The 20155-nt window shown below is 58.5% G+C and carries 19 protein-coding genes; 5 read left to right on the forward strand and 14 right to left on the reverse strand.

What is annotated here, in order from left to right:
- The first annotated feature begins 18 nt into the window (after positions 1 to 18).
- Positions 19 to 489: a MaoC family dehydratase gene (locus EQV90_RS10640; protein ID WP_003440732.1), complete on the forward strand. Its 471-nt coding sequence runs from the start codon at positions 19 to 21 to the stop codon at positions 487 to 489.
- A 113-nt stretch (positions 490 to 602) separates the two neighbouring features.
- Here EQV90_RS10640 and EQV90_RS10645 read toward each other — a convergent pair whose 3' ends face one another.
- Entirely contained in the window at positions 603 to 1070 is a 468-nt protein-coding gene (locus EQV90_RS10645; protein WP_003440729.1) for a PA2169 family four-helix-bundle protein, read from the reverse strand.
- Positions 1071 to 1277: 207 nt separating this feature from the next.
- Between EQV90_RS10645 and EQV90_RS10650 the strand changes: the two genes are divergently transcribed.
- A complete protein-coding gene (locus EQV90_RS10650; protein ID WP_019693207.1) occupies positions 1278 to 1514 on the forward strand; it encodes a DUF3820 family protein in 237 nt (78 codons plus the stop codon).
- Between the two features lie 12 nt (positions 1515 to 1526).
- Positions 1527 to 2714: an aminotransferase class V-fold PLP-dependent enzyme gene (locus EQV90_RS10655; RefSeq protein WP_003440723.1), complete on the forward strand. Its 1188-nt coding sequence runs from the start codon at positions 1527 to 1529 to the stop codon at positions 2712 to 2714.
- A gap of 155 nt (positions 2715 to 2869) precedes the next feature.
- On the opposite strand, the gene EQV90_RS10660 is transcribed toward EQV90_RS10655, so the two are convergent.
- Genes EQV90_RS10660 through zwf form a run of 3 tightly spaced genes read right to left on the reverse strand, consistent with a single transcriptional unit; the run spans position 2870 to position 5722 of the window.
- A complete protein-coding gene (locus tag EQV90_RS10660; RefSeq protein WP_177412956.1) occupies positions 2870 to 3556 on the reverse strand; it encodes a bifunctional 4-hydroxy-2-oxoglutarate aldolase/2-dehydro-3-deoxy-phosphogluconate aldolase in 687 nt (228 codons plus the stop codon).
- A complete protein-coding gene (pgl, locus tag EQV90_RS10665; RefSeq protein WP_003440717.1) occupies positions 3553 to 4266 on the reverse strand; it encodes a 6-phosphogluconolactonase in 714 nt (237 codons plus the stop codon). The genes EQV90_RS10660 and pgl overlap by 4 nt, the downstream gene beginning before the upstream one ends.
- Positions 4253 to 5722, reverse strand: coding sequence for a glucose-6-phosphate dehydrogenase (gene zwf / locus EQV90_RS10670; RefSeq protein WP_003440716.1), 1470 nt, complete (start codon positions 5720 to 5722; stop codon positions 4253 to 4255). The genes pgl and zwf overlap by 14 nt, the downstream gene beginning before the upstream one ends.
- Positions 5723 to 5930: 208 nt before the next feature.
- Between zwf and EQV90_RS10675 the strand changes: the two genes are divergently transcribed.
- On the forward strand, positions 5931 to 6791 hold the full coding sequence (locus EQV90_RS10675) for a MurR/RpiR family transcriptional regulator (RefSeq protein WP_177412960.1): 861 nt from the start codon (positions 5931 to 5933) through the stop codon (positions 6789 to 6791).
- Between the two features lie 41 nt (positions 6792 to 6832).
- Here EQV90_RS10675 and EQV90_RS10680 read toward each other — a convergent pair whose 3' ends face one another.
- From EQV90_RS10680 to edd, 10 genes are all read right to left on the reverse strand, one after another.
- The gene (locus EQV90_RS10680; protein ID WP_010655923.1) at positions 6833 to 7705 is read right to left on the reverse strand and encodes a D-hexose-6-phosphate mutarotase; all 873 of its coding nucleotides are present in this window, start codon (positions 7703 to 7705) and stop codon (positions 6833 to 6835) included.
- A 210-nt stretch (positions 7706 to 7915) separates the two neighbouring features.
- Positions 7916 to 9265, reverse strand: a complete 1350-nt coding sequence (locus EQV90_RS10685; protein ID WP_161718032.1) for a carbohydrate porin — start codon at positions 9263 to 9265, stop codon at positions 7916 to 7918.
- Positions 9266 to 9439: 174 nt separating this feature from the next.
- Positions 9440 to 10600, reverse strand: coding sequence for an ABC transporter ATP-binding protein (locus tag EQV90_RS10690; RefSeq protein ID WP_003440708.1), 1161 nt, complete (start codon positions 10598 to 10600; stop codon positions 9440 to 9442).
- A gap of 2 nt (positions 10601 to 10602) precedes the next feature.
- Positions 10603 to 11448 (reverse strand): carbohydrate ABC transporter permease, encoded by an 846-nt coding sequence (locus tag EQV90_RS10695; RefSeq protein ID WP_003440706.1) that lies wholly within the window; start codon positions 11446 to 11448, stop codon positions 10603 to 10605.
- Positions 11441 to 12349, reverse strand: a complete 909-nt coding sequence (locus EQV90_RS10700; protein ID WP_003440704.1) for a sugar ABC transporter permease — start codon at positions 12347 to 12349, stop codon at positions 11441 to 11443. Before EQV90_RS10700 ends, EQV90_RS10695 begins: the two co-directional genes overlap by 8 nt.
- Before the next feature lie 113 nt (positions 12350 to 12462).
- Complete coding sequence (locus tag EQV90_RS10705; RefSeq protein ID WP_003440702.1) at positions 12463 to 13761, reverse strand: ABC transporter substrate-binding protein; 1299 nt, start codon at positions 13759 to 13761, stop codon at positions 12463 to 12465.
- Positions 13762 to 13897: 136 nt separating this feature from the next.
- Positions 13898 to 15358, reverse strand: coding sequence for an ATP-binding protein (locus EQV90_RS10710; protein WP_276617517.1), 1461 nt, complete (start codon positions 15356 to 15358; stop codon positions 13898 to 13900).
- Positions 15348 to 16085, reverse strand: coding sequence for a response regulator transcription factor (locus tag EQV90_RS10715; RefSeq protein ID WP_003440699.1), 738 nt, complete (start codon positions 16083 to 16085; stop codon positions 15348 to 15350). The genes EQV90_RS10710 and EQV90_RS10715 overlap by 11 nt, the downstream gene beginning before the upstream one ends.
- A gap of 77 nt (positions 16086 to 16162) precedes the next feature.
- The gene (locus EQV90_RS10720) at positions 16163 to 17119 is read right to left on the reverse strand and encodes a glucokinase (protein ID WP_240878076.1); all 957 of its coding nucleotides are present in this window, start codon (positions 17117 to 17119) and stop codon (positions 16163 to 16165) included.
- The gene (edd, locus tag EQV90_RS10725) at positions 17116 to 18942 is read right to left on the reverse strand and encodes a phosphogluconate dehydratase (protein ID WP_003440689.1); all 1827 of its coding nucleotides are present in this window, start codon (positions 18940 to 18942) and stop codon (positions 17116 to 17118) included. The genes EQV90_RS10720 and edd overlap by 4 nt, the downstream gene beginning before the upstream one ends.
- Before the next feature lie 209 nt (positions 18943 to 19151).
- Between edd and gap the strand changes: the two genes are divergently transcribed.
- Positions 19152 to 20153, forward strand: coding sequence for a type I glyceraldehyde-3-phosphate dehydrogenase (gap, locus tag EQV90_RS10730; RefSeq protein ID WP_003440686.1), 1002 nt, complete (start codon positions 19152 to 19154; stop codon positions 20151 to 20153).
- Positions 20154 to 20155: the final 2 nt, after the last annotated feature.

Here is a 20155-nt window from a genome sequence, read left to right on the forward strand (position 1 = left end):
TCACAGGACATGCGCTAGATGACTCAGGTTACCAACACCCCGTACGAAGCCCTTGAAGTCGGCCAGACTGCCAGTTACAGCAAAACCGTCGAAGAGCGCGACATTCAGCTTTTTGCGGCCATGTCCGGTGACCACAACCCGGTGCACCTGGATCCGGAATTTGCCGCCGCAACCATGTTCAAGGAACGCATTGCCCACGGCATGTTCAGTGGCGCGCTGATCAGTGCAGCCGTGGCCTGTGAGTTGCCTGGCCCGGGCACTATCTATGTCGGCCAGCAAATGACCTTTCAGAAGCCGGTGAAAATTGGCGACACCCTGACCGTGCGTCTGGAAATTCTCGAGAAACTGCCCAAGTTCCGCGTGCGTATAGCGACCCGTGTGTTCAATCAACGCGATGAAATCGTGGTCGATGGCGAAGCCGAAATCATTGCCCCGCGCAAACAACAAACCGTAACCCTGACCCCGTTGCCGGCTATCAGCATTAGCTGATTTGCACGACGTGCAAATGCCCGCAACGCAAAAACCCGGCCTGGATGACAGGCCGGGTTTTTGCTGTATGCGAGTCAGCCCTCAGCTACCAAGGGCTACGCAGGCGTTTACGTTTAAGAGCGGGCACGAGCTTGGTTGCGCAGAGCCTTGACCTGGTCGTGATTGCGTTGTACGCCATGGTACTGACGCTCTACCAGATCACGAATGTGCAGCAGTTGGTGCTTCTCGATTTTTTCCAGCGCTTCCTTATAAGCCTTCAGCGCATGGTCTTCGCCGCGCTCGGCTTCATTGAGCACTGCCTCTTCATCCTTGCCGGTAAACATCGATTTCACATCGACCCAGCGACGATGCAAATCACCCGCCACGCTTGTACTGGTCTCCGGGTCGCCACCCAACTGGCGTACCGCGGCCTGCAGCTCGGCAGCCGCAGCCGCACAATCTGCAGAGCGTTTTGCAAACAGGGCCTTGAGCTCAGGATGCTTGATATCTTCGGCGCAGGTCTTGAACCCTTCCTGACCGTCTTTACTGGTTTCGATCAGATCGTTCAGGACAGAGATGGCTTCTTTATTGAGGTCAGTCATTATTCAATTCCTTACAAGGTTGAGGATCGTGCATTAGTATTTGCAGACCCCGTGCCAGTTGCTGAATTTGAATAAATCCTTATATATCAACAAGTTATAGAAATCATAACTATCTGTATCCGGTTTTTTTGCATGATCTGTCAATTGGCCTGCATGCAAAATGCCTGTATTTATCATTCGTTGCATCACGTACCTGAAGGCTGCTGCATGAACCCCGAAAAACTCGAACTGCTGGTGACCCGCGAAATGCCATTCGGCAAATACAAAGGGCGGATCATTGCCGACCTGCCGGGCCAGTATTTGAACTGGTTTGCCCGAGAAGGCTTTCCACACGGCGAATTGGGCGGTCTTCTGGCCCTGATGCAGGAAATCGATCACAACGGTCTGTCAGACCTGCTCGACCCGTTGCGCGCCAAACACGGAAAACCCAAACCCCGCCACTGATAGAGTTGCCCCATGCCAAGGATTGAAGAGAACGCCCGCAACGAAGATTATTGGCACAGCATCGCCGAGCGCTACGACGTAGCAGCCGGTCCGGTCAATCTGGAAAACGGCTACTTCGGGCGCATGACCCGAGGAGTTGCCCAGGACTACCAGCGCAATATCGACTTTATCAACCGCAAGAACTCGGTGCATGTGCGCCCGCAATTCGATGGTCCGCAGAATATCGAGATCCATCATCAACTGGCAGGCTTGCTCGGCGTTGAAGACGCCAGCATCGCCCTCACCCGCTGCGCTTCGGATGCCCTGCAATCGCTGATTCGCAACTACAACGCCTTGCAGCCCGGCGATCAGTTGCTGATCAGCGACCTGGAGTACCCCAGCGTCGAGTCAGCCATGCGCTGGGTGGCCCGGCAGCGCGGGCTTGAGATCATCGAAATAATCCATGAGCACCCCGCCAGCCATGACAGCCTGGTCGCCAGCTATCGTGAGGTATTGGCGCGTCATCCGCGAATCAAGCTGATGGCGCTGACCCACGTGACACACCTCACAGGACTGGTCATGCCGGTGCAGGCGATAGTCGATGCGGCCAACGCCCACGGCGTGGACGTGGTGCTGGACGGTGCCCATGCGCTTGGCCAGATCGAGTTCGACCTGCAGGCCCTGGGCGTGGCCTTTGCCGGTTACAACCTGCATAAATGGATCGGCGGACCACTGACCCTGGGGGTCATGTATATCGACCCGCGGCGTCTGGCAGACATTAGCCCGGACATGGGCAGTCAACGTTACCCGGAGCCTGATATTCGTAACCGGGCCCCCTATGGCACGGTCAATATTCCGGCATGGCTGACCCTGCCAAAGGTGCTGCAAGAGCACAAAGACCTGGGTGGCGCCCGGGCCAAAGGCGAACGCCTGAACTATCTGCGCGAGCTATGGGTGAGTGAAGCGCGAAAAATGCCGGGCATCGAAGTGCTCACGCCTGATGACCCGCGTCTGCAATGCGCCATTTCTGCCCTGCGATTCACCCACCTGCAGGATCAAACACCGATGGCAGATCGTCTGCTCAAGGATTACAACCTGTTCACCGTGGTGCGCGGCGGTTCAGCCTGCGGTAGCTGTATTCGCATCACCGTGGGCCTCACCACCTCGCTGGATGACATCAACAGGTTGATCAGGGCACTGCGCGAGCTTTCCCGGGGCTAACTGCAGGAGCGAGCTTGCTCGCGATCTTTGAAAGATCGCCAGGCAAGCTCGCTCCTGCAGGTGACTCATCGTTGGGAATTGCGGACAAAAAAAAGGTGCGCCGACCAAGCGCACCAAAAACCGTAGAACACACAACAAATTCGTTACACAGGTGGTCAATCCAGCAAAGCCAGGGCCTCGGCGGTGCATTCCTGGATTCGGGCCCAGTCGCCGTTCTTGATCCACTCGCTGTCGAGCATCCAGCTACCGCCCACACACATCACATTTTTCAATGCCATGTAGTTGCGAATGTTCGCCGGGCTAACACCGCCGGTCGGGCAGAATTTCACTTCACCGAAGGGGCCGCCCAGCGCCTTGATCGCCGCCACACCGCCGCTGACTTCAGCCGGGAACAGCTTGAATCGACGGTAACCCAGACCGTAGCCTTCCATAATTCCGGACGCATTGCTGATACCCGGCAGCAGCGGGATATCGCTGGCCACGCTGGCTTCCAGCAGGTCACGGGTAATGCCCGGGGTGACAATAAATTGCGAACCGGCCTCTTCGGCAGCCGCCAGCATGTGCCGGTCCAGCACGGTGCCCGCCCCCGTTACCAGCTCGGGCCGTTGCTCGCGCAGAACACGAATGGCCTTGAGCCCGAACTGTGAACGCAAGGTCACTTCAAGTGCCGTCAGGCCGCCCGCAGCCAGCGCATCGGCCAGCGGCAGAATGTCTTGCTCACGAGCGATGGTGATCACCGGCAGAATTCGCGCCGAGGCACACAGTTCATCGATCAGGGCGACTTTATCGGCCATCGATACGTTCGCAGTTTTTATTGTCATGGCAGCTGATCCTTGGCTCATGGGCACCAGTAAATCTCTAACGTAGGTTGCAGAAAGGCACGAATCGGCAAGGCGGCAATGTCAGTGCCCGCCAGCGCTTCGTTGAGGGTATTCAATTTGGCCTGCCCTTGAATCGACAGCACCGTGTTCCTGGCGCTCGCCAGCAGGCTGCGGCTCATGCTCAAGCGTTGATGAGGCACGGTCGGTGCCAGCATCGGCCAGCAACGACGCTCGCCATCCGCTTTCAAGGCTTCAAGCAGATTCGGGCTGTCGGGGAACAGCGAGGCGGTGTGCCCGTCGTCGCCCATGCCCAGAATCAGGACATCAATCGGCGGTAGCTCGGCCAATGCGCGGTCAGCTTGCTCTGCCGCAGCGTCAAGATTGGCCGCCACGTTATACAAGCCGACAAAGCGCGCCTTGGCTGCCGGCCCTTGCAGCAGGTTCTTTTTGAGCAGGCCGGCATTGCTGTCGGCGTGCTCCACCGGGACCCAGCGCTCATCGGCAAGACTGACCACCACTTTCGACCAGTCCACCGGTTGCTTGATCAGGCTCTGAAAGAACGCCACCGGGCTACGCCCACCGGATACCACCAGGGTGGCAACGCCTTGCGCGCCAATGGCGGCATTCAATTGCCCGGCCACTTTTTTTGCCAGTTCCTCGGCCAGAATCGCCGGGTTCTTGAAGGTGTGCGCGTTGACCCCTTCAGGCAGTTTCAAATCAGATATCGCCATACCAAGACCTCCCGTCCCGCGTAATCAATGCTATGGAACTCATCGGTCCCCAGGAGCCCGCCGCGTACGGCTTGGGCGCATCACCAGACTTTTTCCAGCCGGCGATCAACTGGTCACACCACTTCCATGCCGCTTCAATTTCGTCTTTGCGCACAAACAGGTTCTGGTTGCCGCGCATCACTTCGAGTAACAGACGCTCGTAGGCATCCGGAATCCGCGCACTGCGGTACGTGTCGGAAAAATTCAATTGCAACGGGCCGCTACGCAGTTGCATGCCCTTGTCCAGGCCCTGCTCTTTGGTCATCACCCGCAAGGAGATACCTTCGTCCGGCTGCAGGCGAATAATCAGCTTGTTGCCGATTTGCAGACGCTGCTCCGGGGCGAAGATGTAGTGCGAGGGTTCCTTGAAGTGGATCACGATCTGCGACAGTTTTTGCGGCATGCGTTTGCCGGTGCGCAGATAAAACGGCACCCCCGCCCAACGCCAGTTACGAATGTCGGCACGCAGGGCAACGAAGGTTTCGGTGTCGCTCTGGGTATTGGAGTTTTCTTCCTCCAGATAGCCCGGGACCGACTGCCCTTCGCTGTAACCGGCGATGTATTGGCCACGTACCACCTGGGTGGTCAGACCTTCGGCGCTGATCGGGGCCAGCGCCTTGAGAACCTTTACTTTTTCATCGCGAATGCTGTCTGCCGACAGGTCCGCAGGCGGATCCATGGCAATCAGGCACAACAGCTGCAACAGATGATTCTGGATCATGTCCCGCAGTTGGCCGGCCTTGTCGAAATAGCCCCAGCGGCCCTCGATGCCGACTTTCTCGGCCACGGTGATTTCAACGTGGGAGATGTAGCGCTGGTTCCACTGGGTTTCGAACAGGCTGTTGGCAAAACGCAGGGCGATCAGGTTTTGTACGGTTTCTTTACCCAGGTAGTGGTCGATGCGGTAAATACGCGTCTCGGGGAAGAACTGCGCGACGGCATCGTTGACCTTACGCGATGAGTCCAGGTCCGAACCAATGGGTTTTTCCAGCACCACACGGGTATTTTCAGCCAGACCGACCCTGGACAGGTTCTCGCAGATGGCCCCATACACCGCCGCCGGCGTCGCGAAATACGCGATCAGGCGCTGGGCCGTTCCGGCTTGTTCAGCCAGAGGCAAATAATCTTCTGTCTTGAGAAAGTCCACATGCAGGTAACTCAAGCGAGCCAGGAAGCGGGTTAGCGCTTCTTCTTCGATTTCCTTGGCACCAACGTACTGACGCAACTGGCTGTCGATGTGTGCCAGATGCGTAAGGGCGTCCCCCGGCTCGCGAGCCAGCGCAAAAATGCGCGTATCGGCATGCAGCAGGCCGGCACGATCCAGTTGATATAAAGCAGGAAACAGCTTGCGCAAGGCCAGATCGCCAAGGGCGCCGAACAAGGCAAAGGTGCACGGTTCAACCGTAATCGAAGGCATGATGTTTGTTCTTTTATCAAGTTAAGCTACAAATACCTTCTTTCAAGGTATCACTCAAGGAAAAATGTAGTAATAAACACAACATTTTCTCAAAATACAGATTCCTGCTAGTGGTCGTAACAGGCCACCAGTAGGATAGGCCACCTTCCAGAGCTGCTTTAGAACCCGGCTCTTTGCATCGCTGAACCAAGGAACATAAATGGACCGCGTGCGAAATTTACTCGAACAGATCAAAAGCCGCCTCGAAGACCTGAACAAGGCCGAGCGCAAAGTGGCAGAAATCATCCTGCAGAATCCGCAACAGGCGACCCGGTTCAGCATTGCGGCGCTCGCCCAGGCGGCTTCCGTCAGTGAACCTACGGTTAACCGGTTTTGCCGTTCGTTCGGGGTTAGCGGTTATCCGGAGCTAAAGCTGCAACTGGCGCAAAGTCTGGCCAGCGGCGCCGCCTATGTCAGCCGCGCAGTTGAGGCCGACGACAATCCCGAAGCTTACACCCAGAAGATTTTCGGCAGTGCAATTGCATCGCTCGACAGCGCCTGCCAGGCACTGGACCCCAACCTTATCAGCCGCGCCGTCGACTTGCTGATCCAGGCCCGCCAGATTCACTTCTTTGGCCTGGGTGCCTCGGCGCCGGTGGCGCTGGATGCACAGCACAAGTTCTTTCGTTTCAACCTGGCCGTCACTGCCCATGCCGACGTGCTGATGCAGCGCATGATTGCGTCAGTGGCGCACACCGGCGAGCTGTTCGTGATTATTTCCTACACCGGACGGACGCGGGAGCTGGTAGAGGTAGCACGCATTGCGCGGGCAAACGGGGCCTCGGTACTGGGACTGACCGCAGAGAATTCGCCACTGGCCAAGGCCAGTACCTTGAGCCTGAACATTCCGCTGCCTGAAGACACCGACATTTACATGCCGATGACCTCGCGCATCATCCAGCTCACCGTACTGGACGTATTGGCCACCGGCATGACCCTGCGCCGCGGCGTGGATTTCCAGCCACACCTGCGAAAAATCAAGGAAAGCCTGAACGCCAGCCGCTATCCGGTGGGTGACGAGTTCAACTGACCACCTGCAGGAGCGAGCTTCAAGGCAACCGCAGCTCGCTCCTACAGAGGTGCGGCACTCACCAAACCGGCCCGGGCCTGCAGACTCAGATGCGCTTGCTCGCCAGGGGCCAGGGTCTGATTGTGGGTACCGCCGCTGGTGGACTCGACACACACAAACCCCATCACTTCGTTCCAGCTCACACCCAGTAACGGCCGCTTGCCCGGATGCCACACCACCGTGTTGCCACTGGCGCCGGTGTCGATGCTCAGCGCCCGCCGCCAGGCGTGGTCATTGAGCTGCATTTCGCCGTCATGCCGGAACACCCGCTGACAACCGCCCGCAACCCGTAACTCGCCCTGCTGCTGGCAAACTTCGCGGTTGAGCTGGTCGTAGCCCTGTACCCCGTCAAGACCGGACAGCGCTATCTGCGCCACATCACCAATCCGCCAGTAAGCGCGCAAAGCCTGACTCAGCTGGCAAGGCTCATCGTCCTGGTGTTCGGTGCTCAGGCGCAGCTCCATGTCTTCGCCCAGTCGCGCATGCAGATCCACCTGCCAGTCGCACAGCTGTAACCGCCAGTGCAGGCTCACGCCCTCTTCGTCTGCATGACTGTCCAGCAACTTCCAGTCGATCAAACGCGCCCAACCATGGGACGGCCACGCATTTTCGCTTGGATGACGGCCATACCACGGCCAGAAAATAGGCACGCCACCACGGATCGCTCCAACTTGCGGCCATTTGGCAGCACACCACAACCAGGGCTTCTGGCCGGTGGGTTTGAAATGCAGAAGTTGCGCACCCTGACGGCTGAACACGGCCTGACAATGGGGGTGGTCAATCACCAGGATGTCACGCTGCTGAAAGCGCTCCCACTGGAAGACCGGCTGTTCGCGTCTGGATTTGAAAAAACGGTGAAGCGGATGCTCATGCATGTGCCGCAGTCCTGAAAATCATGTCGCCCAAACCTTAGTAGAACCTGTGGGAGCTGGCCTGCCTGCAAGGAGGTGCCAGATCCAGAAAAGATATCGACGGGTAAACCGCTATCGCGGTCTCACTAAAGCCCGAAAGCTCCTGCACAAAAAAACGGATAGCCATGGCTATCCGTCAAATGCGCATAAGGACAGGAGCTTATCGCAACAACGTTAGAACACCGACTGAATTTTCAGGCCGGCCACCAACGCGTTATCAACCTGGTCAACACCGCCCGGGTGGGTGATGTATTGCAGGTTAGGACGCACAGTCAGCCAGTTGGTCACGTGGATGCCGTAGTTGAGTTCGTAGTTGTATTCGGTGGAGCGCAGCGGTGAGTACAGCGGGTTGTCATAGTTGGTGACACCAATGGCCTCGTTGGCCAGCTCGGCGTTTTTCTTAACATCACTGTTGACGTGGATACGGGCAAAACCGATACCGATGTCATCTTTTGGACGGGCATCGAACGGACCTTTGTACACAAACATCAGCGACTGATAGTTGTCGACAATGTTGGTGGCCTTGTCGTGGAAAGTTGCGTTGGCTGCAACATTCAGACCACGGGAGGCATCACCGTTGTGGCTGGTGAGTTGCTGCTGGGCCACAAACCAGTAACCGTGCTTGCTGTTGCGCACACGGTAGCTTTGACCGGTGGTCGCAGCATCTGCGCCGTTGATGTCTTCGCGCAGGTCATCCGCAGGTGCCGTGCTCTTGTAGTAGCCCACACGGTATTCGCCCGGCAGGTTGTTGACCTTGGGCGACCAGACCAGTTCGACCGGTAGCACTGTACCCTTGGTCCCGCTGCCGCTGAGTTTGAAACCGTTACCGTGCTCAAGTTGTGACGGGTTCTGGTTGTACGCACCGATCTGCGCATAGAACTCGGGGGTGATGTTGTATTTCACCCGCAGTGCAGCCTGGCTGACCGGCCAGTTGTACCAGATGTTGGTGGCCCAGTTACCCACCTGGGAACCGCAGAACGCCAGGTTCTGGAATTCGCACGGGAAGGTATTGAAGTCTTCGCCTTCACCGAAGTAACCGGCCTTTACGTCCAGTTTGCCGTCCAGGAATTGATGCTGGATATACAACTGGGTCAGACGAACCATGTGGCCGCGGCCGTAGACTTCCTGGGAGGAGCTCAGGGTTCCGGCACGCGGGTCGCCGATACGGTCATTGGAGATGCTCTGACCATTACGGTTAGTGAGCTGGATCTTGGCCTGGGTGTTATCCCAGCCCCACAGTTTTTGCAGGTCCAGCGCCACGCCCAGCCCGAACTGGTCGCTGTAGCGCGCGGTCTTGTCGTGGTTATAGCCGCCATGCAGGTTGGCGCCTACTTCCCCGACGTAATCGGCCTTGATGTCGATACCCTGCTCGATCAGCTTGGTCCGCTCACCGCCCCAATCACCGGTCATCCATTTTGAATCTGCACTGAAAGCGTCGTCGGCCATCGCATTGGCAGAAAGCACCAGCGCGGCGACGGCTGACAGCTGGCAGATCAACCGGGTATTTGCGTGTTGCTTTTTCATCCCTAAATCCTCGTCTTTTATTGTTATTAACTGTTTTTATCCAACTCGGTCCACTTTTAAATTCCCGACCGTTCCAATGCCCGCAACGGCACTACCCCTGTGTAACTGTGGGGGCGGGTCGCTTGCAGCGCAGACGGCCCCGGCTCCTCCATGAACACCCCCACACTTTGAAACTCAGCGCCCCTTGATTCGGGTGACGTTGTCGGCACGATCCTGTACCGGCAACGAAGCAGCAGTGCCCAGGCGCTCACCGGTTTTGGCATCGAACAGCAACACCTTGGCCGGATCGAATTGCAGGGTCAGGGTTTCACCCACTTGCGGCGCCACATCGGGCGCCAGGCGACAGCAGACCTTGGCCTCATTGAGCTGAACAAAGACCAGAGTGTCCGGACCTGTGGGCTCGGTCACCTGGACTTCGGCGCGAATGGTTGGCATGCCGGCAGCATCGGCCGAGGCCAGCACGATTTGCTCCGGGCGCAGCCCCAGAATCACCTCCCGGTCTTCCAGACCGGCGTCATCCATGCTCATCGGCAACTCACAACGCGCCTGGCCACTGTCCAGCAGCGCCAGCAGGCGGCCGTCCTTGCGCTGCAGGCGCAACGGAATGAAGTTCATCGGTGGCGAACCGATAAAGCTGGCAACAAACAGGTTGGCCGGATCGTTGTAGATCTGCTTGGGAGTACCGAACTGCTGAATGATGCCGTCCTTCATGACCGCCACCTTGTCGCCCAGGGTCATGGCCTCGATCTGATCGTGGGTGACGTAGACGGTGGTGGTTTTCAGACGCTGGTGCATCAGTTTCATTTCGGTGCGCATCTCCACCCGCAACTTGGCATCGAGGTTGGACAATGGCTCGTCGAACAGATAGATCTTCGGCCGCCGGGCCAGGGCCCGGCCCATTGCCACACGCTGTTGCTGACCGCCGGACAATTGCCCCGGCTTGCGGTTGAGCAAATGCTCGATCTGCAACAACTTGGCAACCCGGGCCACTTCTTCGTCGATGTCAGCCCGGGGCATCTTGCGGATCTTGAGACCGAACTCGATGTTCTCGCGCACACTCATGGTCGGATACAGCGCATAGGACTGGAACACCATGGCGATGTCGCGATCCTTGGGACTCAAGCCGCTGACGTCCTGATCATCAATCATGATCGCGCCGCCCGTGATGTTCTCCAGGCCGGCGATGCAGTTCATCAGCGTCGACTTGCCACACCCGGAAGGCCCCACCAGGATCAGGAACTCTCCTTCCTTGATCGACAGTTCGATGTTCTTCAGGGTGTCCGGCAAGCCGGCACCGTAGGTCTTGTTTACATTACGAAGTTCAAGCGTTGCCATGATTACCCCTTGACTGCGCCGGCCGTCAGCCCGCGCACGAAATACTTGCCTGCGACCACATAGACCAGCAGGGTCGGCAGCCCGGCGATCATCGCCGCGGCCATATCCACGTTGTATTCCTTGACCCCGGTACTGGTGTTGACCAGGTTGTTCAGCGCCACGGTAATGGGCTGAGAGTCACCACTGGAGAACACCACGCCGAACAGGAAGTCATTCCAGATCTGCGTGAATTGCCAGATCAGGCAGACCATGATGATCGGGGTCGACATCGGCAGAATGATCATGCGGAAAATCGTAAAGAAACCCGCGCCATCCAGACGCGCCGCCTTCACCAGCGCGTCGGGAATGCTGACGTAGTAATTGCGGAAAAACAGTGTAGTAAACGCCAGGCCGTAAACAATGTGCACAAACACCAGGCCGGTGGTGGTGCTGGCCAGACCCATTTTGCCGAGGGTGAACGAGGCTGGCAGCAACACGGTCTGGAACGGCAGGAAGCAGCCGAACAGCAGCAGGCCGAAGAACAACTGCGAACCGCGAAAACGCCACATCGACAACACGTAGCCGTTGAGCGCGCCGATGGCGGTGGAGACCAGTACCGCCGGGACGGTGATCTTGATCGAGTTCCAGAAGTAGCCGTCGACCGTGGCCCAGGCCTTGACCCAGCCAATGCCGGTGACCACGGCGGGCCAGCTCAGCAGGTTGCCGGTGCTGATGTCTTCCGGGGTTTTGAAGCTGGTCAACAACATGACCACCAGGGGGACCAGGTACAGCAGTACAGCGAAGATCAGCACCGCGTAGATCGCGATGCGGCTCAGGCTGATGGCGGATTTGCCGGCAAGACTAGTCATTACGCTTGGCCCTCAGCTCGGAATACAGGTAAGGCACGATGATCGCAAGAATCGCTCCGAGCATCAGAATCGCACTGGCCGAACCGACACCCATCTGACCGCGACTGAAGGTGAAGGAATACATGAACATCGCAGGCAAGTCGGACGAGTAACCCGGACCACCGGCCGTCATTGCCGCCACCAGGTCAAAACTCTTGATCGCAATGTGCGCCAGAATCATCACCGCACTGAAGAACACCGGACGCAGGCTTGGCAGCACCACTTTCCAGTAAATCCGCGGCAAACTCGCGCCATCGATCTGGGCGGCACGAATGATCGATTGATCGACCCCGCGCAGGCCGGCGAGGAACATCGCCATGATAAAACCCGAGGCTTGCCACACTGCCGCAATCACCAGGCAATACACCACGCGGTCGGGATCGATCAGCCAGTCCAGACGAAAGCCTTCCCAGCCCCAGTCCCGCAGCAGCTTGTCCAGGCCCATGCCCGGGTTCAGCAACCACTTCCAGGCGGTACCGGTGACGATCATCGAGAGCGCCATCGGGTACAGGTAAATAGTGCGGATGAAGCCTTCACGCCGGATGCGCTGATCGAGGAACACCGCCAGCGTCACGCCAATCACCAAGGTAATGGCGATGAACATGCCACCGAATACCGCCAGGTTTTTGCTGGCGACCCACCAGCGGTCGTTGTCGAACAGGCGTGCGTATTGCGCCAGGCCTACCCATTTGTAGGTCGGCAGGAAAGTCGAGTTGGTGAACGAAAGAACGAACGTCCACAGGATATAGCCGTAAAAGCCCACCAGGACGATGAACATGCTGGGCGCCAGCACCAGTTTGGGAAGCCAGCGCTGCAGTGCATCGAACGGCGAGGCTTTGCTGAAGGCAGCAACAGAACTCATGGGGAAATCCATAAAAAAGGAAAGAGCAGTTACCCGCTACAAGTTTCAAGCTGCAAGACAAGCAGGACAGTGCTCTGACTTGCAGCTTGCAGCTTGAAACCTGCCGCTACGGGTTACTTGGCAGACTTGACCGCTGCGCCGAGTTTCTTGGCCGTTTCAACCGGGTCGGCTTTCGGGTCGTTGATGTAGTTGGTCACCACATCAAAGAATGCGCCCTGCACCGCCAGCGTGGTTGCCATGTTGTGCGCCATGCTCGGCTGCAGGCCACCGCTTTTGGCATCAGCCAGGAAGTCCTTGGCCGCGGTCTGGGCGCAAGAATCGAAACCGTACTTGGCCATGTCGTTCAGCATGTCGATCCGCACCGGGATCGAGCCTTTGTTGATGCTGAAGACTTTCTGGAAGTCTTCCCCCAGGGTGACCTTGGCGATGTCCTGCTGACCCGCCGCCGTGCCCTTGTCTTTCTGCTTGAACACCGCCAGGGAGTCGATGTTGTAGGTAAAGGCTTTATCGGTACCCGGGAAAGGCACGCACTGATAATCCTTGCCCGCGACTTTCTTGGCCGCCGTCCACTCGCTCTTGGCCCAGTCACCCATGATCTGCATGCCGGCCTTGCCGTTGATGACCTTGCCCGCTTCCAGGTTCCAGTCCTGCCCCTTGCCGTCTGCGTCCATGTAGGTCGCGACTTTCTTCAGTTCGGTCAGCGCCTTGACCATTTCAGGACCGGTCAGGGTGGCGTTATCCAGCTCTACCAGTGCCTTTTTGTAGCCATCGACCCCCATGACCGAGAGCACCACGGCTTCGAAAACAGTGCTGTCCTGCCAAGGCTGGCCACCGTGGGCGAGCGGAATGAAACCGGCAGCCTTGAGCTTGTCGCCCGCGGCATAGAATTCTTCGAGGGTGGCAGGGGCTTTTTCGATACCGGCTTTCTTGAACACTTCAGGGTTGATCCACAGCCAGTTGACCCGGTGGATGTTCACCGGCACGGCCACGTAATTGCCTTCGTATTTCACGGTATCGGAGACTTTCTTGTCGAGCAGGCTGTCCCACTTCTCTTCTTTGGCAACGTCCTTCAGGACTTCAGTGTCGAGCAAGCCCGTGGAGGCCCACTCCTGGATGTCGGGGCCTTTGATCTGAGCCATGCCTGGCGGGTTGCCGGCGACAGCACGGCTTTTCAGTACGGTCATGGCCGTGGCTCCGCCACCGCCGGCGACTGCGCCGTCTTTCCAGGTGAAGCCGTCTTTTTCGACCTGGGCCTTGAGGACATCAACGGCCGCTTTTTCACCGCCCGAGGTCCACCAGTGCACCACTTCGACCGTGCCTTTGGAATCGGCAGGTGCGTCGGCGGCATAGGTTGTCAGGGGAAATGCACAGGCGAGAGAGATGGAAACGGCGAGGCGACTGAGTGAATTCATGAGATGTCCTTTCTTGTTGTTATAGCTGGGCAAGTCTTTTGCTTGCGCTGCCGAAGAGTGTATCCATCACCGCCCAGGCTCGCGTAACGAAGAGACGCGCAAATGTCACGATCCGGTTACATAAAGATCAACCCGATCAGTCGGCATTTCGCGGCAGGTACAAAGTGACCCGCAGCCCGCCGACGCGCAGGTTCTGCAGACTGACTTCGCCCCCATGGCTATGGGCGATGCTGCGGGCAATACCGAGCCCCAGACCATAGCCCTGCTGCTGCCCGGCCAGACGAAAGTGCGGTTCAAATACTTGTTCCAGACGCTGCTCCGGTACGCCCGGGCCCTCATCGTCAACGGTCAGAACGAAGGCGCGCTCATTGTCATCAATGCGCAGGTGAGCATTTTTTCCGTATTTGAGTGCGTTATCTATCAGGTTGCCCATGCAGCGACGCAGGGCCAGGGGCTTGCCCGAGTAAGGCTTGAGGGCTCGCCCCTGTAACGTCACACGGCCATTTCCCTGGGGCAATAAATAAGGCTCTATCAGACAATCGAGTAACAGATTGAGGTCCACCTGCTCGATATTTTCGTGAATATCGGTGTCCTTCACACATTGCAGTGCACCTTTGACCAGCAGCTCGAGCTCATCCAGATCGCGGCCAAACTTGTGCTGCAGTTGCTCGTCTTCAAGCAACTCGACCCGCAGCCGCAGGCGGGTGATGGGGGTACGCAAATCATGGGAGATGGCACTGAACAACTGGCTGCGCTCCGTCAGATAACGGCTGATACGGGCGCGCATGGTGTTAAAGGCCCGGCCGACTTCCACCACTTCGCTGCCGCCACCGATTTCCACCGGCTTGAGCTTGTCCTCCCCCAGCGACATATCCCGCGCCGCCCGGGCCAGACGCTTGAGCGGGCGACTTTGCCAGTGCACCAGCAGTCCGATAAACAACAGCAGGAAGATGCTGCTCAGGGCGATAAACCACAACTGCACGGCCGGCAGGCCTTCCTCCTCAAGGCTGGTATAGGGTTCGGGCAACAAGGAGGCGATGTACAGCCACTCGCCGGGGGCCATCTGAATTTGCGTCACCAGTACCGGCGGATTGACCGGCTCCAGGGTCAAGGCGAAATGCGCCCAGGAACGCGGCAACTCTTCGAGCCTCATGCCGGCATTGAAGATGCGCAAGTCCCGGGGGCTGACAAATTGCACGGTCATGTCGACATCAGCCCCCAGGGAATGGCGCAACACTTGATCCACCGCGCTGAGCACCGCCTTTTTGCGCTGGGTCGGCTGCAGCACCGGCATCTCCAGCGGCTTGTCATTCAAGCTTACGAAGAACCGCGTACCGCCCATGCTGCGCATCTGGTCGAGCACCATGGGCCGGTAGGCCAGGGGTAGTGACCGCAAGTACGTCACCGTGGCATTCATCGAATACGCCAGGCTGCGGGCACTGGTAACCAGGCCTTCGAGCTGGGTGGTACGCAATTGCGAGAGCCAGATGGCACTCGATAGCGTCTGCGCCAGCAAAATGGCAAGCAGGGTGAGTAACAGCATGCGCCCGAGCAATGAACGGGGGATACGGACTTGGGGCCGGAATTTAAAGGCCATGGACGGCGCTGACCTGGGCCGCCAGCTGATAACCGCTGCCGCGAACGGTGCGGATCAGCCGGGGAGGCTTGTCGGTGTCACGCAAGCGTTGACGCAAACGGCTGACAGCCATGTCGACGATGCGGTCGAGCGGCATCAGATCCCTGCCGCGGGTTGCGTTGCCGATGGTATCGCGATCGAGGATCTGTTGCGGATTGTCCAGAAACAGCTTGAGCAAGGCGAAGTCTGCTCCCGACAAGATCACTTCTTCCCCGTCGGTATGAAACAGGCGATGGGTCACAGTGTTCAGGCGCCATTCGTCAAAGGCCATGACCTCGTTGCCGGCCGTCACATTGACGCTGGAAAACTGCGCCCGGCGCAGCAACGCCTTGATCCGCGCCTGAAGTTCACGGGGGCTGAAGGGCTTGCCCAGGTAATCGTCTGCGCCCAGCTCCAGGCCAATCACCCGGTCAGCCTCGTCGGAGCTGGCAGTGAGCATGATGATCGGGATTGTGGCAAAGCGCGGGTGTTGCCGCACCCAGCGGCACAGGCTGAAGCCATCTTCATCGGGCAACATCACATCAAGTATCAGCAGATCGCCGGGTGTGTCTTCCAGCGCCTGGCGAAAGCCGGCACCGTCACCCACGGTACGTACCTGAAAACCGGCGCGGGTGAGATAGATATCAAGCAGTTCGCGAATGTCCTGGTCATCGTCGACCAGCAAAATTGATTTGCCGAGTGCGCTCACAGCGGTGTTCCTTATTGTTTTTTACCCCCCCCTTGATGCAGGCGCGGGGTTGCTGACGACAGTATCGCTGCGGGTGTTCAGCCGAACGCTTGCTGCAACGCCACCCCCGCACCGATCAGACCCGAGTAAGGGGCAGTGACCAGCCACACGGGAATACCCCTGAGGTAGTCACTCATGCAGCCCTTGTCAGTGAAACTTTGGGCAAAGCCGCTGGCCAGAAAAATATCGGCAAAGCGCGGGATCACCCCGCCTACGATATACACCCCGCCTCGTCCGCCGACGGTCAGCACATTGTTGCCCGCCACTCGCCCCAACCAGCAACTGAACTGCTCCAGCACCTGCAATGCCAGCGGGTCTCCAGCCAGGGCCGCAGCGGTGATGGCATGGTCACTGTCCAGCACCGGGGTATGGCCATCTACCGCACAGATCGCCCGATAGACGCGGGGCAAGCCGCTGCCGCTCAAAACGGTTTCGGCACTGACATGCCCGATGTCGTTGTAGATGTGCTGCCACAGCTGCACTTCACGCGGGTTGCTCATGGGCAGATCAACGTGACCACCCTCCCCCGGCAACGCCATCCACTGCTCGCCCCCCAGGTTGAGCAGAGTCCCCACCCCAAGGCCGGTGCCCGGGCCAATCACCAATGCCGGCCGTGCCGGATCAGGAGTGCCGGGGCAGACCTGACGCACATCTTCGGGTTGCAAGCGGGTCATGCCCAGCGCCATGGCGCTGAAATCATTGACCAGCAACAGATTGTCGACCTGCAACGCCTGGCAAAACGCCGAACGGCTCAGACGCCAATGGTTGTTGGTGAAGCGAAACTCATCACCGCTCACCGGCCCGGCCACGGACAAACATACCGAGCCGACCGCCCCCGGGGCCAGTTGCAGATCGTGCAGGTAAAGCCTGATGGCGTCTTCCGGGCAGACGAAGTCCACCGTGGCCAGTACGCGGACCGAATGCAGCTGGTCGTTTTCCCACAACGCAAAGCGTGCGTTGGTCCCCCCGATATCACCGACCAGCGCCAGTTTCATTTCAAGTTTTCCAGAGACGAGGTGAAGGTACTCGCGCCCTGCTCAGCCGAACTGAAGGCCTGACGCATAAACGCAAACAGCTCGCGCCCGGTACCCACGGCATTGCTCAAGGTACCGATCGCCGGAGTGCGCGCTGCGAATTCTGCCTCATCCACCAGCAGTTGCAATGTGCCTTTGACCCCGTCGACCCGGATCATGTCGCCATCCTGAACCCGGGCCAGAGCGCCACCAATCGAGGCTTCGGGGCTGACGTGAATCGCGGCCGGGATTTTGCCCGAGGCGCCCGACATCCGGCCGTCGGTAATCAGTGCCACCTTGAAGCCACGGTCCTGCAAGACCCCCAGAAACGGCGTCATTTTGTGCAGCTCGGGCATGCCGTTGGAGCGCGGGCCCTGGAAGCGCATCACCGCGACAAAATCATGTTCCAGCTCACCGGCCGCAAACGCGTCGGCCAGCTCTTGCTGATCCTGGAAGACCCGGGCCGGGGCTTCGACAATTTGATGCTCGGGTGCCACCGCCGATACTTTCATCACGCCGCGCCCCAGATTGCCTTCCATCACCCGCAGCCCGCCCTCTGCCGAGAAGGCACGGGCCACAGGCCGCAAAATGGATTCATCCAGGCTTTCAATCGGGCCTTCACGCCAGACCAGATTGCCATCTACCAGGAACGGCTCGCGGGTGTAGCGGCTCAGCCCAAAACCGGCCACGGTATTGACGTTTTCGTGGAGCAAGCCGGCCTCGAGCAGTTCGCGAATCAGGAACGCCATACCGCCCGCGGCCTGGAAATGGTTGATATCGGCCTTGCCGTTCGGATACACGTGGGACAGGGTTGGCACCACCTCGGACAGGTCGGCCATGTCTTGCCAGGTCAGCTGGATACCCGCGGCCATGGCAATTGCCGGCATATGCAGGGTGTGGTTGGTCGAGCCGCCCGTGGCGTGCAGCGCCACAATGGAGTTGACCAGCGAACGCTCGTCGACGATCTCGCCCAACGGCATGAAGTTGCCGTTTTGCTTGGTCAGACGGGTGATCTGGTGCGCGGCTTCCCGCGTCAGCGCATCACGCAATGGGGTGTAGGGGTTGACGAAGGAGGCGCCTGGCAGGTGCAGGCCCATGACTTCCATCAACAACTGATTGGTGTTGGCGGTGCCATAAAACGTGCAGGTGCCGGGGCTGTGGTAGGACTTCATTTCCGATTCCAGCAGCTCTTCGCGGCTGGCCTTGCCTTCGGCGTAACGCTGGCGCACGTCGGCTTTTTCTTTGTTGGAGATCCCCGACGGCATAGGCCCGCCCGGAACAAAGATGGTCGGCAGATGACCAAAGCGCAGCGCGCCCATCAGCAAGCCCGGAACGATCTTGTCGCAAATCCCCAGCATCATCGCCGCATCGAACATGTTGTGCGACAGCGCCACGGCCGTCGACAAGGCAATCACTTCACGGCTCAGCAGGCTCAGCTCCATCCCCGCCTCACCCTGGGTCACACCATCGCACATGGCCGGGGTACCGCCGGCAAACTGGCCGACCGAGCCCATTTCACGCAGTGCCTGCTTGATTTGCTCCGGAAAATGCTCGTAAGGCTGATGCGCCGACAGCATGTCGTTATATGACGAAACAATTGCGACGTTGGCCGCGTTCATCAGCTTCAGGTTGTTTTTATCATCCGCCCCGCACCCGGCTACGCCATGGGCAAAGTTGGCACATTGCAGCTTGCCGCGTTGCGGACCGTCACTGGCGGCCCCGCGAATAAGCGCCAGATACGCCTCGCGGGTAGCTCGACTGCGGGCAATAAGACGCTCGGTGACTTCAAGAACGCGGGGATGCATGTGTTGAACTCCAGGCTAACGGATGTGGCGACCGGGACGTGTCCTATGCTGATCGAAGGGCGCAGACACGCGACTTCAATCATTCGGACCCGTTGATTCAGGTCACTCGTTGTAGATAAAACAAAATATTGCCACTTAAATGGCTTGTTTTCTATTTTTATGCGAATAATCTTGTAATTCCAACAACAAATCGATGGCGGACGCTTTCCATGACTCTACGAATCGCAATCAATGGCTTTGGCCGAATCGGCCGCAACGTCCTGCGTGCACTGTATACCCAAGGCTACCGTCAGGACCTGCAGATCGTCGCCATCAACGATCTGGGCGACAGCTCGATCAATGCTCACCTGCTCAAGTTCGACACGGTTCATGGCACTTTCGACGCAACGGTCGAGCATGATCAGGAAAGCCTGACCGTCAATGGCGACCGCATCGCCGTCACTGCCATTCGCAATCCCGCTGAACTGCCTTGGGCCGCCCTGAAGATCGACGTGGTGTTTGAATGTACCGGCCTGTTCACCGAACGCAGCAAAGCCGAGGCACATATTAGCGCCGGCGCACGCAAAGTGATCATCTCCGCCCCGGGTAAAAATGCTGACGCGACGGTGGTCTACGGGGTAAACCACGACATCCTGCGTCAATCGCACCAGATTATTTCCAATGCCTCATGCACCACCAACTGCCTGGCACCGGTAGCGCAAATTCTGCATCGCGAATTCGGCATTGAAAACGGCCTGATGACCACCATTCACGCCTACACCAACGATCAGAACCTGACCGACGTTTACCACTCCGACCCTTACCGCGCGCGCTCGGCCACCCAAAACATGATCCCGAGCAAAACCGGCGCCGCCGAAGCCGTGGGTCTGGTGCTGCCTGAACTGGCCGGCAAGCTGACCGGCATGGCAGTACGGGTTCCGGTGATCAACGTGTCACTGGTGGACCTGACCGTTGAGCTCAAGCGTGAAGTCAGCGCGGCCGAAGTCAATGCTCTGTTCAAAGAGGCCAGCCAACACTCCAAAGTCCTGGGGTACAACACCTTGCCGCTGGTTTCGAGCGACTTTAACCACAATCCGCTGTCGTCGATCTTCGATGCCAATCACACCAAAGTCAGCGGCAAAATGTTGAAAGTGCTGGCCTGGTATGACAACGAATGGGCGTTCTCCAACCGCATGCTCGATAACTGCCTGGCGCTGTGTAACGCGGAGTAACG

Source organism: Pseudomonas sp. TMW22089 (assembly GCF_022496645.1).
Lineage (GTDB): Bacteria > Pseudomonadota > Gammaproteobacteria > Pseudomonadales > Pseudomonadaceae > Aquipseudomonas > Aquipseudomonas paraversuta.